The 13700-nt window shown below is 58.8% G+C and carries 13 protein-coding genes; 10 read left to right on the top strand and 3 right to left on the bottom strand.

The annotated features are described in order from the left end of the window. Positions 1 to 104 precede the first annotated feature (104 nt). Together HDC35_RS19320 and HDC35_RS19315 are read left to right on the top strand one after the other, a co-directional pair. Positions 105 to 629, top strand: a complete 525-nt coding sequence (locus tag HDC35_RS19320) for an RNA polymerase sigma factor (protein WP_260397850.1) — start codon at positions 105 to 107, stop codon at positions 627 to 629. A 2-nt stretch (positions 630 to 631) separates the two neighbouring features. Continuing rightward, positions 632 to 1594 carry a FecR domain-containing protein gene (locus HDC35_RS19315; RefSeq protein ID WP_184649027.1) on the top strand — a complete coding sequence of 321 codons (963 nt, stop codon included), beginning with the start codon at positions 632 to 634 and terminating at the stop codon, positions 1592 to 1594. 55 nt (positions 1595 to 1649) lie between these two features. Here the strand turns inward: HDC35_RS19315 and HDC35_RS19310 are convergent, their stop codons facing one another. Next, complete coding sequence (locus tag HDC35_RS19310) at positions 1650 to 2582, bottom strand: ornithine cyclodeaminase family protein (protein ID WP_184649026.1); 933 nt, start codon at positions 2580 to 2582, stop codon at positions 1650 to 1652. Between the two features lie 15 nt (positions 2583 to 2597). Beyond that, on the bottom strand, positions 2598 to 3878 hold the full coding sequence (locus HDC35_RS19305; protein WP_184649025.1) for an FAD-binding oxidoreductase: 1281 nt from the start codon (positions 3876 to 3878) through the stop codon (positions 2598 to 2600). Between the two features lie 333 nt (positions 3879 to 4211). Between HDC35_RS19305 and dgcN the strand changes: the two genes are divergently transcribed. The 5 genes from dgcN (at position 4212) to HDC35_RS19280 (ending at position 10477) form a co-directional block, all read left to right on the top strand. Beyond that, positions 4212 to 5231, top strand: coding sequence for an N-acetyltransferase DgcN (gene dgcN, locus HDC35_RS19300; protein WP_184649024.1), 1020 nt, complete (start codon positions 4212 to 4214; stop codon positions 5229 to 5231). An 11-nt stretch (positions 5232 to 5242) separates the two neighbouring features. Beyond that, complete coding sequence (locus HDC35_RS19295) at positions 5243 to 6259, top strand: dipeptide epimerase (RefSeq protein ID WP_184649023.1); 1017 nt, start codon at positions 5243 to 5245, stop codon at positions 6257 to 6259. 17 nt (positions 6260 to 6276) lie between these two features. Continuing rightward, positions 6277 to 7845 carry an amidohydrolase family protein gene (locus HDC35_RS19290; protein ID WP_221438351.1) on the top strand — a complete coding sequence of 523 codons (1569 nt, stop codon included), beginning with the start codon at positions 6277 to 6279 and terminating at the stop codon, positions 7843 to 7845. A 179-nt stretch (positions 7846 to 8024) separates the two neighbouring features. Further along, on the top strand, positions 8025 to 8927 hold the full coding sequence (locus HDC35_RS19285) for a MurR/RpiR family transcriptional regulator (protein WP_184649022.1): 903 nt from the start codon (positions 8025 to 8027) through the stop codon (positions 8925 to 8927). A 173-nt stretch (positions 8928 to 9100) separates the two neighbouring features. Continuing rightward, entirely contained in the window at positions 9101 to 10477 is a 1377-nt protein-coding gene (locus HDC35_RS19280; protein ID WP_184649021.1) for a serine hydrolase, read from the top strand. A gap of 325 nt (positions 10478 to 10802) precedes the next feature. Here HDC35_RS19280 and HDC35_RS19995 read toward each other — a convergent pair whose 3' ends face one another. Next, positions 10803 to 11426 (bottom strand): poly-gamma-glutamate hydrolase family protein, encoded by a 624-nt coding sequence (locus tag HDC35_RS19995; RefSeq protein WP_409437965.1) that lies wholly within the window; start codon positions 11424 to 11426, stop codon positions 10803 to 10805. A gap of 52 nt (positions 11427 to 11478) precedes the next feature. On the opposite strand from HDC35_RS19995, the gene HDC35_RS19270 reads away from it, so the two are divergent. From HDC35_RS19270 to HDC35_RS19260, 3 genes are read left to right on the top strand one after another with little or no spacing between them, the layout of a single operon-like run. After that, entirely contained in the window at positions 11479 to 11853 is a 375-nt protein-coding gene (locus HDC35_RS19270; RefSeq protein WP_184649019.1) for a hypothetical protein, read from the top strand. A gap of 41 nt (positions 11854 to 11894) precedes the next feature. After that, positions 11895 to 12653 carry a hypothetical protein gene (locus HDC35_RS19265; RefSeq protein WP_184649018.1) on the top strand — a complete coding sequence of 253 codons (759 nt, stop codon included), beginning with the start codon at positions 11895 to 11897 and terminating at the stop codon, positions 12651 to 12653. A gap of 43 nt (positions 12654 to 12696) precedes the next feature. Next, positions 12697 to 13524: an HNH endonuclease gene (locus tag HDC35_RS19260; protein WP_184649017.1), complete on the top strand. Its 828-nt coding sequence runs from the start codon at positions 12697 to 12699 to the stop codon at positions 13522 to 13524. Positions 13525 to 13700 lie beyond the last annotated feature (176 nt).

The raw sequence follows: 13700 nt of genomic DNA, 5'->3' as shown, positions 1-13700 counted from the left end.
TTGATACGCCTGTTTGCAGGTGGAAAGCCGAAGGACGAACGACGTCGAATGATAGGAACCTCGACCGGCGCCGCCGGACTGCGAAGTGGGTGGCGGATGCGGTCATGCCACACGAACGCTTTGTGCGTGCTTGGCTGCAGCGCTCCCGCCTTTCTTACGAAGACATCGATGAAGTAATCCAGGATTGTTACTGCAGATTCGCGATGCTTGACGAGGTTGGACATATCGAGCGCCCTGACGCCTATTTCTTCACCATGGCCCGCAACCTGCTGGGTCGCCAGCGGAAGCGGGCGAAAATTGTCCCAATCGACGCGCTGAGCGAAGCCGAAGTGGCCGGCCTGATCGACGAGACGCCCTCGCCGGAGCGCCATGTCGCGGCCCGGATGGAGATGAGCAGCCTGCGCGCCTTCGTCGCCTCGCTCCCCGACCGCCGTCGACGCATCCTCGAAATGCGAAAGTTCGAAGATATGTCACAAAAGGAGATCGCGCAGCGCCTCGGCATCACCGAAAGCATTGTTGAGAATGATTTGTTTCAGGGAATGCTCGCAGTCCAACGTGCATGGCGCGACACCCAAGGTCTGGCCGAACCACGCTCCGGCACGCTCGGCGATCTAGGAGCCCATGCATGACAATGACGCGCGAGGAGTTGGACGCCCATGCGTGGCGCTGGGTTGTCCGCATGGACGCGAGCGGTTGGACCGCGGCCGAGGAAGCCGAGCTTGAAACATGGCTGGCCGCCGATCCAAAGCGCCGCGGTGCGCTTCTGGAGGCCGAATCCATGTGGATCGCAATGAACGGTTCGGATGATTCGGCTGCTAATGACGACACGGCCGATTTCGCGCGACCGGGCCTGCGTGCGTCCTGGATGAGCCGACGGAGCCTATTGGCTGGCGGCGGCGCCGCACTCGCTGCCTCGATCGCAGGCGGCGTGCTGTTTGTCCGCGCCGGCTCGGTCTATGGCACCGATGTCGGCGAAATACGCAGGGTCCCCCTTGCGGACGGATCAACTGCGGCGATCAACACTGCCAGCCGGATCGACATCAGGCTGACAAAGACGAAACGATTGGTTCGGCTCGATGAGGGCGAGGTTTGGTTCCAGGTCGCGAAAGACAGGAGCCGTCCATTCGTCGTCGAAGCCGGTCGTGTCCGCGCGCAAGCCCTTGGCACCGCTTTTGCGGTACGACGCCGCGCCAATGGCGCCGACGTCCTCGTCACCGAAGGCGTGGTGGAGGCATGGGCGGATGGCGCGGACGGCAACAAGATAAGATTGACCGCTGGCCAGCGTGCCTTCATCGCAGATAATGCAGCGATAACCAGCGCGCCTTCCGCGCCGGCGTCGCTCGACCGTACACTCGCTTGGCGGAGCGGACGCGTTGATTTCAACAATGATCCGATCGCCGAGGCCGTCACCGAATTCAATCGCTACAACCGGCGCAAGCTCGTCATCCTCAACCCTGCGATCGGCAACGAACGTTTCGACGGCGTCTTCCGTACCGACGATCCGGATGGATTTGCGATGGCCGTGCGCGACAGCCTGGGCGTTTCTGTCGACCTTTCGAATCCTGACGAGATCAGGATCGGCGAACCCCGTTGAATCCCTTGCGCTCGGCCTGATCATTTGCATTTTGATCTCCCGTACTGACGCGCGTCTACCGCGAACCCTGAGCTCGTTCGAAAAGGAAGGCGGCGGCCGCGATGTCGGCCAGTCCGGTACCGACACTCTTGAAAACCGTCACTTCGTTGCCGTCTCGGCGCGCCAGCTCCGGTCGAACAACGAGATCCCGCAGCGTCGGCGCTGAACGCGAAATCGCTCCTTCTTTTACCGGCTCGACGAGGTCCCCGCTCTCATCGAACGCTTCTTCGACGTCGACAATTAGACGAGCGCCAGAGAGCAACACGCTGTCAGCCTCGCGCATAGCGGGTGTAAAGCTCCCGACCAGATCGACATGCGTTCCCCGGCGAACGTCGCATCCCCGAATCAAAGGTTCCTTGGTGGAGGTTGCACAGGACACAACGTCTGCCGCGGCCAAGCCAGCGCCCAGATCGGCGATCGGTTTCACGCGTCCAGCGATCGTGCCGAGACCACCGACCAGCGCAGAAGCCCGCGCGAAATTGCGCCCCCACACAAGCACATCGGCATAGGGTCTGACTGCCAGATGAGCGCGGATGAGGTGGGGTGCCAGCGCTCCGGTTCCGACCATCAGCAAGGTTGAGGCGTCCGGCCGGGCGAGATAGCGCGCCGCGAGAGCAGATACAGCAGCGGTCCTCAGCACGGTGAGTGCCTTGGCCCCGAGGCTAGCGAGCGGCAGCCCGGTATCCCCCGACAGAAGCATGTAGATGCCTTGAACGGTCTCAAGTCCCTTGGCCCGATTGGACGGCATCACCGTCACGACCTTGACCCCGATCACCGACCGATCACGCCATGCCGGCATCACCAGGAGTTTGGCATCGTCGAAGCCAGGCAAATCGCAGTGAAGGCGCGCCGGCAACTTTCCGGCGTTTGCGAATGCCGCGGCGATCGCATCAATAAGCGGAGCGGGGTCCGACAGCGAAAGCAGCATATCATCGTCTATCAGCTTCATAGGCCCTGCTCGCAGCTATCTATTGATATGGGAGAAGGGACGGTCGAAACGTCCCAGGCTGAACGGCATAAGATCGAACGGCGCCCCGCGACCGGCGAGGAGGCAACAGAGGGCATCTGCAGTGACGGCCGCTTGCGTCAGCCCAAGGTGCTGGTGACCGAAGGCATAGGAGATTTGCGGAATACCCTCGAGGCTTCCAATCGCTGGCAATCCATCGGGAAATGATGGCCGGGCGCCCATCCACCGACTGCCGGGGACAGCCGCAAGGCCGGGCAGGTATCGCGAGGCGAGCCCGACAAGTTGCTCGGCGCGCTTCCACGCCGGCGGCGCGTCGATGGCGGCGAGTTCGACGGTCCCCGCAAGTCTAAGCTGGTTGCCAATCGGCGTCGCAAGAAAGGCTTCGCGGTGAAAGGAGATCGGGCGATCGATCAGGGGGCCCGTCTTTTCGACCATCTGGTGATAGCCTCGCTCGACGCCGATCGGGACTTTGCAGCCGAGCGGCGTAAGCATGTCGCGAGAACGGTATCCGGCCGCAACGATCAGCCGGTCGGCAACAATCTCGTCGCCGGAAAAGCACAACCGGACACGACTTTCCATCGGGACAAGCCGCTCGATCTCGGCGCGCAAAAACTTTCCGCCGAGCGATAGAAAACCGTTCAGAAGCGAGGCACTGACGATTGCCGGATCGCTGACGTGGGCAACATCGCGGTGCAGAATTCCCGCCCCCACCCTTCCCGCCAGAACCGGTTCGAGTTCGGCCACCGCCTTGGCGTCAAGCCATGTGACCGCGATGCCTTCGGCACCAAGCCGCGCTGCCAGCCGGCGCAAGCTTGCTTCATGATCCACGGCTCCGCCGCGAACAACTTCAAGCATTCCGCGCTCGGCCATGGCGTGGGATTGGCCGATCCCGGCAAGAAGTGATCGCCACGAAGTCACAGCTCGTGCGTTCAGTAACTTGAGCGCGTCGATCGTCCGGCGTTGCCGAGAGGGCAACGCGTTGAGCGCAAACCGTCCGAGCCAAGGGGCGGTCGTCATCAGGTCCCGACCCCGGATCGCCAAGGGGCCAAGCGGGTCCAGCAACATGCGCGGCGCTGCCAGGATATGACCGACGTCGGACAGGGGCAGCACGAAGGAGCTCGCAATCACTGCGGCGTTGCCCCACGAGCAGCCTGCCCCGGGGGTGTCGCGATCGATGAGCAAGACCCGGCGGCCCCGCTGCTGCAAGGTGAGCGCGGCGGCAAGTCCCACTACGCCGCCGCCGATCACGACAATTTCGGATCGCTTGGCTTGTGTCATCAGCAGCGATTAGTCCCTATTTTTCAGTATGAAACGTCTATTGTTGCCTAGCCTGTTGCTGGAATCGCCTTGTGATCTCCACGCAGATGATAGGCGGATGATTGGCATAGCGGCGGTTCCAATTTCTAGATAAGCTACTGTTCACGTTGACTGAATCCTCCGAGCGTAAGGACGTAGCCATCGATTGCTGGCGTAGGTGCCGTTTACAAAACCCGCCTCCGGCCACCTCTGAATGTTATATTTGTTTCAGTTGACAAATCTAGTGATAAATATAACGACAAAATGCAAGTCCGCGTAGCGCGGCTATATCTTTAAGCCTGAGGGAGACGTCACATGATCCCAGGAAAGTATCTGCTCTTTCTGGGAGATGCTGATGAACGGCTCTACGCGAAAACTGCGTGCGGGCTCATCGACTGGGCCCCTGAACGGTGCGTGGGACAATGGCGCTTGCCGACCTGCGGTATCGACCTCGGGTTGCCTGACATGAATTTCGCCGATGCAATAAAGGCCGGCGCAAAGACCTTGGTGATTGGAATAACGCCATTCGGCGGTGCGATCGCGCCGGCGTGGATAGGCCCGATTGCAGCAGCTTTGCACGCCGGACTGAATGTGGCCAGCGGCATGCATATGCGGCTGGAGGCCATTCCTGAAATCGCTGCGGCGGCGCAGGGGGCGGGAGTCTCGCTCTTCAACATACGCGTGCCCGTGCAGAGCTATCCTGTTGGAACGGGTCGCAAGCGCACAGGACGCCGCATGCTGATGGTGGGCACCGATTGCGCCGTCGGTAAGAAATATTCAGCGCTTGCGATCACCCGAGACATGAACAGCGCCGGCCTGAAAGCCAGCTTTCGCGCTACTGGACAGACCGGCATCTTGATCGCAGGGGCCGGCGTACCAATAGACGCCATCGTATCCGATTTCGTCGCCGGCGCGGCCGAAGCGTTGTCGCCCGACAATGATTCCGATCACTGGGATGTGATCGAGGGTCAGGGATCTCTGTTTCACCCGGCCTATGCCGGCGTGGCGCTTGGCCTGCTGCACGGGTCCCAGCCGGATGCGATCATTTTGTGCCATGCGGCGGGTCGCACCCATGTCGATGGCTATCCGGATTATCCGCTTCCCGACATTTCGGCCTGCATCGACATGAACCTTGACCTGGCGGCGAGAACCAATCCTGAAGTCCGCTGCGCTGGCATCAGCATCAACACATCTGCGCTGCCGGAGAATGCCCGCGAGCCTTATCTGGCGTCGTTGCAGGCGGAATTCGGCCTACCCTGCTTCGACCCACTTGCGACTGGTGCGCACGCGCTCGTGGAGTATCTCGGGCAAAACCTTCACCCCGCCAAAATCTGACAGGGGCCAAGGTGGAGATCGACGTTCTTATCGAGACTTGGCCACTGATCCGGCCATTTCGCATCACCGGCCATGTCTATGAAGACATTGAAGTCGTGGTGGTCATGCTGCGCGACGGGGAACATGTCGGTCGCGGTGAAGCCGCCGGGGTCGACTATCTGGGCGAGACACCTCGGCAGATTTTCGAACAGGTCGCCGCACTGCGAGAAACCTTCGCACGCGGCATCGACAGAACCGCTTTGCAATCGATCCTTCCACCGGGCGGCGCGCGTAACGCTCTTGACTGCGCTTTGTGGGATATCGAGTCATCGCAGAAAGGTTTCCCGGCTTGGCATCGTGCGGGAGTTGAAACCCCACTCCCGCGCATCACAACCTGGACGATAGGCGCCGAAGCGCCGGACGCCGTCCATGAACGTGCACAAAGCTATGCCGACGCACTCGCACTCAAGCTCAAGTTAACTGGCGATGGGCTGGACGCAGAGCGCATCCGCGCGCTCCGCTCTGCGCGCCCTGATGTCTGGCTCGGGGTCGATGGCAACCAAGGGTTTTCTCGCGCCAGCCTCGAGGCGCTTATGCCTGTACTCGTTGAGCAAAGGGTCGCGCTGTTCGAGCAGCCGTTGCCAATGACATGCGACCAGGATCTCGACACGCTCTACTCCCCTATCCCGCTTGCCGCGGACGAAAGTGTGCAGGATCTATCCAGCATCGAACGGTTGAGTCCGGCCTATTCGATCATCAATATCAAACTCGACAAATGCGGGGGGCTGACGGAAGCGCTCGCTATGGTCGAGGCGACGCGCGCGCGCGGCATGGGCGTAATGGTCGGCAATATGCTCGGAACCTCGCTTGCGATGGCACCCGCGTTCATCGTTGGCCAGTTTTGCGACGTGGTCGACCTCGATGGCCCCGTCTTGCTGCGAAACGACCGAGCGCCCGGCGCGGTCTTTGACAAAGGCACGATCTTTTGCCCCGACGGCCTGTGGGGCGGTACCCAAATGGCGCGCCAGCCACTCGATCATCATAATTGAATGAAACGGAGAAGAAGATGCGCACTGCGATCGCGGCGGAATATCGACACAGCTATCGCCGTAAGCCGATGTTGCTGGTCGGCTTCGGCCTCTCCTTCGCGGCCGCCATTCTTGCCGTCTCGGGCCACGCCGCCGCTACCAGCGGAACGACGACCTTGATCACCGATGCTATGATAGTCGACGGCACGGGTATCAAAGCCCGACGCGGCGCCGTCCGGATCGAGGGCGACCGGATCATCGCCATCGGCAATCTGAAAGCCCGCGAGGGCGAAGCCGTCATCGATGCCGACGGGCAAATATTGTCGCCCGGCTTCATCGATACCCACAGCCATCATGACCTCGGCTTGTCCGAGATGCCCGACGCGGTCGAGGCGACGAGCCAAGGAATTACCACGATCATCGTAGGACAGGACGGTAGCTCCGCACTTCCGATCTCCCAGCTGTTCGAGAAACTCCGAGAAACACCCGCCGCAGTCAATGTTGCCACTTACGCCGGCCACAACTCGATCCGATACGAAGTGATGGGAGACGACTATAAACGTACCGCCACTCGGGCAGAAATCGAACGAATGAAGGTGCTGGTCGATCAATCGATGGAAGCTGGCGCACTCGGACTATCGACTGGCCTCGAATATGATCCCGGCATCTATGCGAGCAAAGACGAGGTTCTTACACTGGCGAAAGAAACGGCGCGCTTTGGCGGACGTTACATCAGCCACATGCGAAGCGAAGATCAATTCGTCTGGGCCGCGCTCGACGAGATCGTCAATATCGGGCGAGTGACCGGCATGCCGGTTCAGGTGTCACATATGAAGCTAGCGATGACCGACTGGTGGGGACAGGCCGGTCGCTATCTCGCCGTGATGGATCGCGCACGCGCCGCCGGGATCAAGATCACGGGCGATGTCTATCCTTATGAATATTGGCAATCGACACTCACCGTGATGTTCCCCAAGCGAGATTTCACCAATCGCGAAAGCGCCAAATTCGCGTTGGAACATCTCGCGCCTGCCGACGGCCTGCTCCTTGCCGATTTCAGCCCCGATCCGTCGCTGGTCGGCAAGACCGTCGCCCAAGTCGCAGCGCAGCGCGGCATCGACCCGGCTGATGCGTTGATGCAGTTGATTGCTGAATCGCAGGTTCCCGATGCCAGCGAAAGTGTGATTGGCACGAGCATGCGGAGCGCCGACGTCGCAAAACTCATCGCCTGGCCGCACTCCAATATCAGCAGCGACGGCATGCTTGCCGGTCGCCATCCGCGCGGCGCCGGCTCCTTCACCCGAATCCTGCGTAAATATGTGCGGGAGGAGCGCATACTGACCCTTGAGCAGGCAGTACGGAAAATGACCGGTGCGTCAGCAGAGCATTTGGGCCTGACCGACCGCGGGTCAATCAAGGTCGGCGCTCACGCCGATCTGGTAATGTTTGATCCTGCGACCGTTTCGGACCGCGCTACCAGCGAAAATCCGACCGCCCGATCAGTCGGCATTTCTCGCGTCTGGGTGAACGGCTCGCTGGTTTTCAAAGACGGTCGCCCGACAGGGAATCGGCCTGGGCAACTGGCGCGGCGTGCCACTACAAAATAGCGCGTCTTCTTCGCCTGAGGCATGCCGCCAGCCAATGGTTGCGCGCCATTATCGCGCCTTGGATAATAATGTGACATCGGGCTCGATCGACAGAGGAAGGCTCCGTCGTGACCTGCTGGTTTCGCAAGACGCATTATTCTAAGGGTCGGAATTGTCGGGATTGAGAGAGGATCGTTTGTGTGAACAAACAGGCAGACACGTCACGTGATTTGCTGCAGCGTCTGGAAGACAATTTGGAAAGCTTCACCGCTTCCGAGCGCAGCATCGCCAACTTCATCCTTATGAATCGCGGCGGGATCGCTTTTGAAACCGCCCATTCAATTGCCGAAAAACTTCAGGTCAGCTCCATCACGGTCGGCCGCTTCGCGCGCAAAATGGGCTACAAGCATTTCAAGGATCTGAAAACCGGGCTCCGCATGACAATGTCGGGCGTGCCTTGGCTCGTGGGCGACCAAGTCACGGACTTCATCGGTAGCCACGGCGAAAGCGATCGCAGTAAGCGCAGCCTCGAGCTGGAATTAGCTGGGATCATCGAAGTCTATGCGATGGCCGAAACCGACAGCTGGAAAGAGATTGTGGCCTTGCTCGCGCACAGCAAGCATGTGCATGTTGCGGGGTTCCAAACCGAACGCGGCGTCGCCGCGACACTCGCCAATTTGCTCCAATATGCGCGCGAGGGCGTGAGCATCGTCGATAGCTCGGCGGGTCATTATAACGACCTGTTCTCGGTGAACCCGAGGGGCCATTGTCTGGTCCTTGTCGAATTCAGGCGCTATTCCGACCAAGCCTTTGCGCTGGCCGAGCAGGCCCAACGCGAAGGCATTCCAATCATCATGATCACGGACAAATTTTGTGATTGGATTCGGAAATTTACGGATCATGTCATTGCCGTTCCGACAGAAGTCGACCTGTTCTGGAGTTCGCAAGTATCGTTGAGCTGCGCTGTAAACCTGCTCATCAATGATGTGATTGGCGCGCTCGGGAAAAAGGTCGAACAAAGGCTCGAACGCCTGTCCGCGCTCTATCAGGCCCATGTCGGACATGTCGGTAGCCCAGCGCGGAAGCGATCCGGTCGGACCTGACCGGACGCTTGCGCTTCCACGGGAGACGAGAGGCTGAATCTTGCTTTAGTTATCTCGTTATCAGTTGACAAGAAATGGTAGATTTATAACATTCCACCTCAGCCCAGTGGCCAAAGGCAGCGTCCGGGGAATTCGTGACAGGATGAGGTGAGGATATGTTTAGGCGCAACACCATGTTCATCGCAGCAACCATGCTGGGCATGGCGACACCTGCGATCGCCGCCCCTGAACCCGCGACATTTCCCAGCAGACTCGATGCGTACGTCGCAAAGGAAATGCAGGCGGACCAACTCGCGGGCATGGCTATCGCCGTGCTACGTGATGGCGAAGTCCTGGTTGCCAAAGGCTATGGTTTGGCGACGGTGGAACATAATGTTCCCGTAACGGCGGACACGATCTTTCAGCTCGGCTCGGTCGGCAAGATGTTCACTTCCGCCGCGGTGATGACACAGGTCGAAAAGGGCAAAATCCGTCTCGACGATCCAATCATGAAGTTTTTTCCGGACGCCCCCCTGAACTGGCGGAATATTACCGTTCGCAATCTCCTCACCCACACGTCGGGAATCCCTGAATTCGGGTCCGATTTCAATTATCGCGCTGATTATAGCGACGACGAACTGGTCAAGCTCATCGCCGCACGACCACCGTCATTCGAGCCGGGCATGCGCTGGTCCTATAGCAATACCGGCTACGAAATTCTCGGCATTCTGGTGAAAAAGGCTACCGGGCGCTCATATCTTGAGGTTGTAGACACCGAAATATTCAAGCCGCTGGGCATGAAGACGGCGCGCGGGATCAGCGAGGCCGACATCGTGCCCAACCGCGCCTCCGGCTACAAGTTTGTCGATGGGCAACGGAAGAACCAAGATTGGGTGTCGCCGTCGATGAATTCGACCGCCGACGGTTCGCTTTACGCGTCCCTCAACGACATGATCGCCTGGTCGCGCGGCGTCGAACAGGGCAAGATCCTAAGCCCCGCGGGCTGGAAAGAAACCTACACACCGGTCCGGTTGAACAGTGGCAAGCCCTACCCCTATGGGTTCGGGTGGCAAATCGCCGCCGCCGCCGGGCAGCCACGCTATTACCACGGCGGAGCCTGGCAAGGCTTCCGTACCCATTACTCGCGCTATCTCGGCGACAATGTCTCAGTGATCATATTGGCCAATCAGGACAACGCACCAATAGTCAAAATCGCGGACGACGTCGCGGGCCTGTGGGATTCGGCGCTCGTCGCGGCTCCGCCTCGCCCCAAGCCGGAACCTGCCGTTGCCAAACGCGTAGCCGCACTGATCGAAGTCACCCGCGCCGGAGCTCTTCGCCCTGCCGATCTTCCCCTTGCCCCGCCGGACTTTTCCGACAATGCCAACGCATATTTCGCGCCGCTCCTCAAGGATGTCGGCGCCCTGACGAAGCTGGAGCTGATGAAGCGTGAAGAACTAGGCGACGACGTCGTGTATACCTATGCCGCGAGTTTTGGCGATCGCTCGCTGCAGGTCCTTTATGGCGTCGGACCCGGAGATGCGGTGGCAAGTTTTCGAATCTATCCATGACGAAACTGTTCGCTCTGCAGATCACTGACAGAACATTCTAACTAGAATACCGGCTGTGGAGCGACCAGTCACCGACGATTATTGGACGATGGCGTCCGGTCGGATTCGAGCGCGAAGGTGAAAGTTCAGAGTTACAGTCGCGCGGCTGCAGAGCTATCAACCTAAGGTCCCATTGAACGAACGTTTTTCGGGCTCTGCCAGTGCTCGCCTGCGAGGAAGCTGATCACAACTGGCCGATTTCAGAATGTCTGCTTATTGATGCAAAACCTGAAAAGAGGAAAGGTGAGAGCTGGTCAGTTGAACTGGACGGCAAGCGCTGCCGCCGTCAGGAATGCAGTTCTAATTCACCGTCCGGTTCGGCTTCCAGCGCAACGCGCACGGCGCGCGAAAAGCGGTCCAGCAATTCCGCGTCCGCTATCAAGCGATTTCGCAATGACCGGGGTAACTCGAGTTGGACGCCAGCTCCCTGTGTTCCGCGGTTGCATATATTTGCGCGATCTTGGGCGCTCAGGCCATTCGAAGCGCCGACTGTGACAAATCCTGCGTCACCTAGAGCCTTTGCCACCCGCGCACCAAGCTTCGCATTCCTGCCGCCCATCCAGACTTGTTCCGGGTCAGCAGCGTCGGCTCGCCCGTGGATAGCCACGGCGGATCGGCAACCGCATACTAGACCCACACCTTGCGGTTCATCAAACCGATGAGATGTAATGTGAAGATCGCCATGAGGGCGCCCGGTTCGCAGGCCCTCGAAACTATAAAATGAATAGCTATGACCAGCGATTGCTTCTGCAATCTGAGTAGTCCCGGGCTCGATGAAACCACCATGAGGCGCAATTATAGCGACGTCAGAGTCTCGGTTCACGACGCGGAAATCATAGTCCTCACCTCTTCGCTCAGATGATGCGAGCGCTGCGAAATTCAGATATCGATCAGCCAAAGACCCCTCCATTCTGAACAAGATTATACTACCCTCCGCTCTTTTCGCAGGGAAGTAATTACCGGTGCAAGAAATAGTGTGGAGAGAGGTTCCCTTCGCGGCTGGCTGGGAGGATGAGGAACCTGATGCGGTTGTATGGATCGACATTAAACGAATAGACGCAGCATGGGCGTTGACGGATCAGTACATCGTGCCCGGCGGGGCGAATGGCCAAGACAGTCGCTATCAAAAGGTCGGCGAATGGTTTGCGGGGAACCGGCACTGTGCCATGCCGTTCGCCAGCTTCTGTGAAATAGGGTTCCAGTTTACCGATGGCCGCCACCGCTTCGCATGGCTGCGAGACCAAGGCGTCGAAACAATGCCATTCCAAGTACCGCCGAGCGAAGCAACATTTTTCAAGGAGCATTTTGGCTCCAAATTTCGGCGCACCATACTGTAAAGTCCGGTTCGACAAACTAGAATCTACGGGGAGAACAACGCATGCCGCCGCCGACAATGAACGCCCCCAAGGCAACGCCCGTACTTCGACTTGAGTATGAAACGAGCCGCGAAATCGATGCTGAAAAAATCGGCGCAATCATTGCCGAAGTTGGAAAGAGCTTTAATCAGTTCGAGCGACAGCGCGGACGCTATCGCTTAGCCATTAAGGCAGCGGGAACCGGCACCTTTTGGGTAGAGTTCATCGTTTTGGCCGGCGCGGCCGCCCCGATCGCGACAACGTTTCACAAGGAAATTATAGAATACACGGCCTTCTTGGCCGATCTGATCTCCATTTTCTCCGGCACCAAAGAGGGCAGGCCTTCGGCGCAGGACAAGCGGGTCGTAAAGGCGCTCAATGCGCCTGTCGCAACGGGTCAAGCTTCGCAGTTGAACATCAATGTTCAGGGAAATGAGAACACCGTCATAATCAACGGCGATATTTCGATATGCATTGGGCAGTACGACGACCGCCAAAAACAGCGCTCTGCTCTAAGCGGATATATGCCGATGCCGGACGAATTGACCAAGATACTACATTCCTCGGTCAGAGTGTCGATACCGCAGCTCGACGGACATTTCGGGACGGTCTTCCAAGTGGAAGGGCAATGGTACGTCCGGCTTGAAGGCGAAGCGGGCGTACTGAATCCCCTCGACCTTTCGTCCGACAACCTCGCAGTGAAGCACAATCAGGCTTATCTTCTCAGTGGGCAATGGGAAGGGCGACGCTATCGCATTTGGAAAGCGGAGCCTCTTGGGTGATGATCGCGCGGAATAATCTCGCCGCGAATGTAAGCGTCGCTGGATGAGCGGATCAGGCCTGGTCCGGCAGTCGCCGCTGTTCGCCACATATCATATGGCCGACGAAATAGAGCAGCTCCTTGAAGATCCTTTGGAGTCCGCACTGTTATGGGGAGACTTGGTAGGCGAGATCGCAGAAGATTCCGTCGCAGCGTCATTTCCGATGAATACGGTGCTTCACCAACTTGCTGCTTCCGTGATCGGCGACACGCTCTGTCGCGGTGATATCGAGTTTTATGCAACACGGCCGGAAGGCCGGATTGAATTTCAGCTTGAGGCGGTCCCGGACGACCAGCGAGCTTTTACCCTATGGACCGAGATTGCAATGCGGCGATACGGCCTCGCGTTCGAGCCTTTCAAGGGATGGGAGCTGCCTAAAAACGAAAGGCACGAAGACCTCGTGTCCGACTGGCATGACGAACTGCGGATGACCGAGAGCTATCATCGCCTTCTCGCGAGGATGAGCGAGGATGTATTTTTCATCCTCTTCGCGAACCGGCAGGTCTTGTTCAATTTGAACAGCTGGATCGCTGATAAAATTGAATGGAGGAGTCTCGGCCCCGTGACGCGTACCAGACCTCCTTCGTGGGCAAAGCGGGCAGTATTCTTCCGCGACCGAGGCCGATGCTGCATATGCGGAACTGATCTATCGGGATTGCTGAGCCAAATCGGGATCGCGAATCTGGATCATGTGGTGCCGCTCGTCGCGAACGGTATCAACGACGTTACGAATCTTCAGCTTCTCTGCGATCATCACAATGCAGCAAAGGGCGGCCGATACTTCGAACCGGCGCAGACCTACGAGGCGTGGTTCCACCGAGATACGCTGTAACCGAAATGTAGCAGGTCGAAAATCACGCGAGCCTAGCGCGTGCCCAGTTCTCATATTCCGTCTTCTCGTAGCGAGCAGTCGCTAGGGTCAGGACCCATTGATTTGAGGCAGCGATTATGATTCAGGCGGCCGGGAAGGAGCCTGAATTTGAGCGATTTATTCTGGCTGACGGACGA

The organism is Sphingopyxis sp. JAI128 (assembly GCF_014207235.1).
In the GTDB taxonomy this organism is placed as follows: Bacteria; Pseudomonadota; Alphaproteobacteria; order Sphingomonadales; family Sphingomonadaceae; genus Sphingopyxis.
This window is presented reverse-complemented; position numbering and strand designations above follow the sequence as displayed.

Excerpts from the sequence above, each read along its gene's own strand:
- HDC35_RS19320 (WP_260397850.1), top strand. The coding sequence starts at position 105 with ATGCCACACGAACGCTTTGTGCGTGCTTGGCTGCAGCGCTCCCGCCTT.
- HDC35_RS19315 (WP_184649027.1), top strand. The coding sequence starts at position 632 with ATGACGCGCGAGGAGTTGGACGCCCATGCGTGGCGCTGGGTTGTCCGC.
- HDC35_RS19310 (WP_184649026.1), bottom strand. The coding sequence starts at position 2,582 with ATGAAGCTGATAGACGATGATATGCTGCTTTCGCTGTCGGACCCCGCT.
- HDC35_RS19305 (WP_184649025.1), bottom strand. The coding sequence starts at position 3,878 with ATGACACAAGCCAAGCGATCCGAAATTGTCGTGATCGGCGGCGGCGTA.
- dgcN (WP_184649024.1), top strand. The coding sequence starts at position 4,212 with ATGATCCCAGGAAAGTATCTGCTCTTTCTGGGAGATGCTGATGAACGG.
- HDC35_RS19290 (WP_221438351.1), top strand. The coding sequence starts at position 6,277 with ATGCGCACTGCGATCGCGGCGGAATATCGACACAGCTATCGCCGTAAG.
- HDC35_RS19280 (WP_184649021.1), top strand. The coding sequence starts at position 9,101 with ATGTTCATCGCAGCAACCATGCTGGGCATGGCGACACCTGCGATCGCC.
- HDC35_RS19995 (WP_409437965.1), bottom strand. The coding sequence starts at position 11,426 with ATGGAGGGGTCTTTGGCTGATCGATATCTGAATTTCGCAGCGCTCGCA.
- HDC35_RS19265 (WP_184649018.1), top strand. The coding sequence starts at position 11,895 with ATGCCGCCGCCGACAATGAACGCCCCCAAGGCAACGCCCGTACTTCGA.
- HDC35_RS19260 (WP_184649017.1), top strand. The coding sequence starts at position 12,697 with ATGAGCGGATCAGGCCTGGTCCGGCAGTCGCCGCTGTTCGCCACATAT.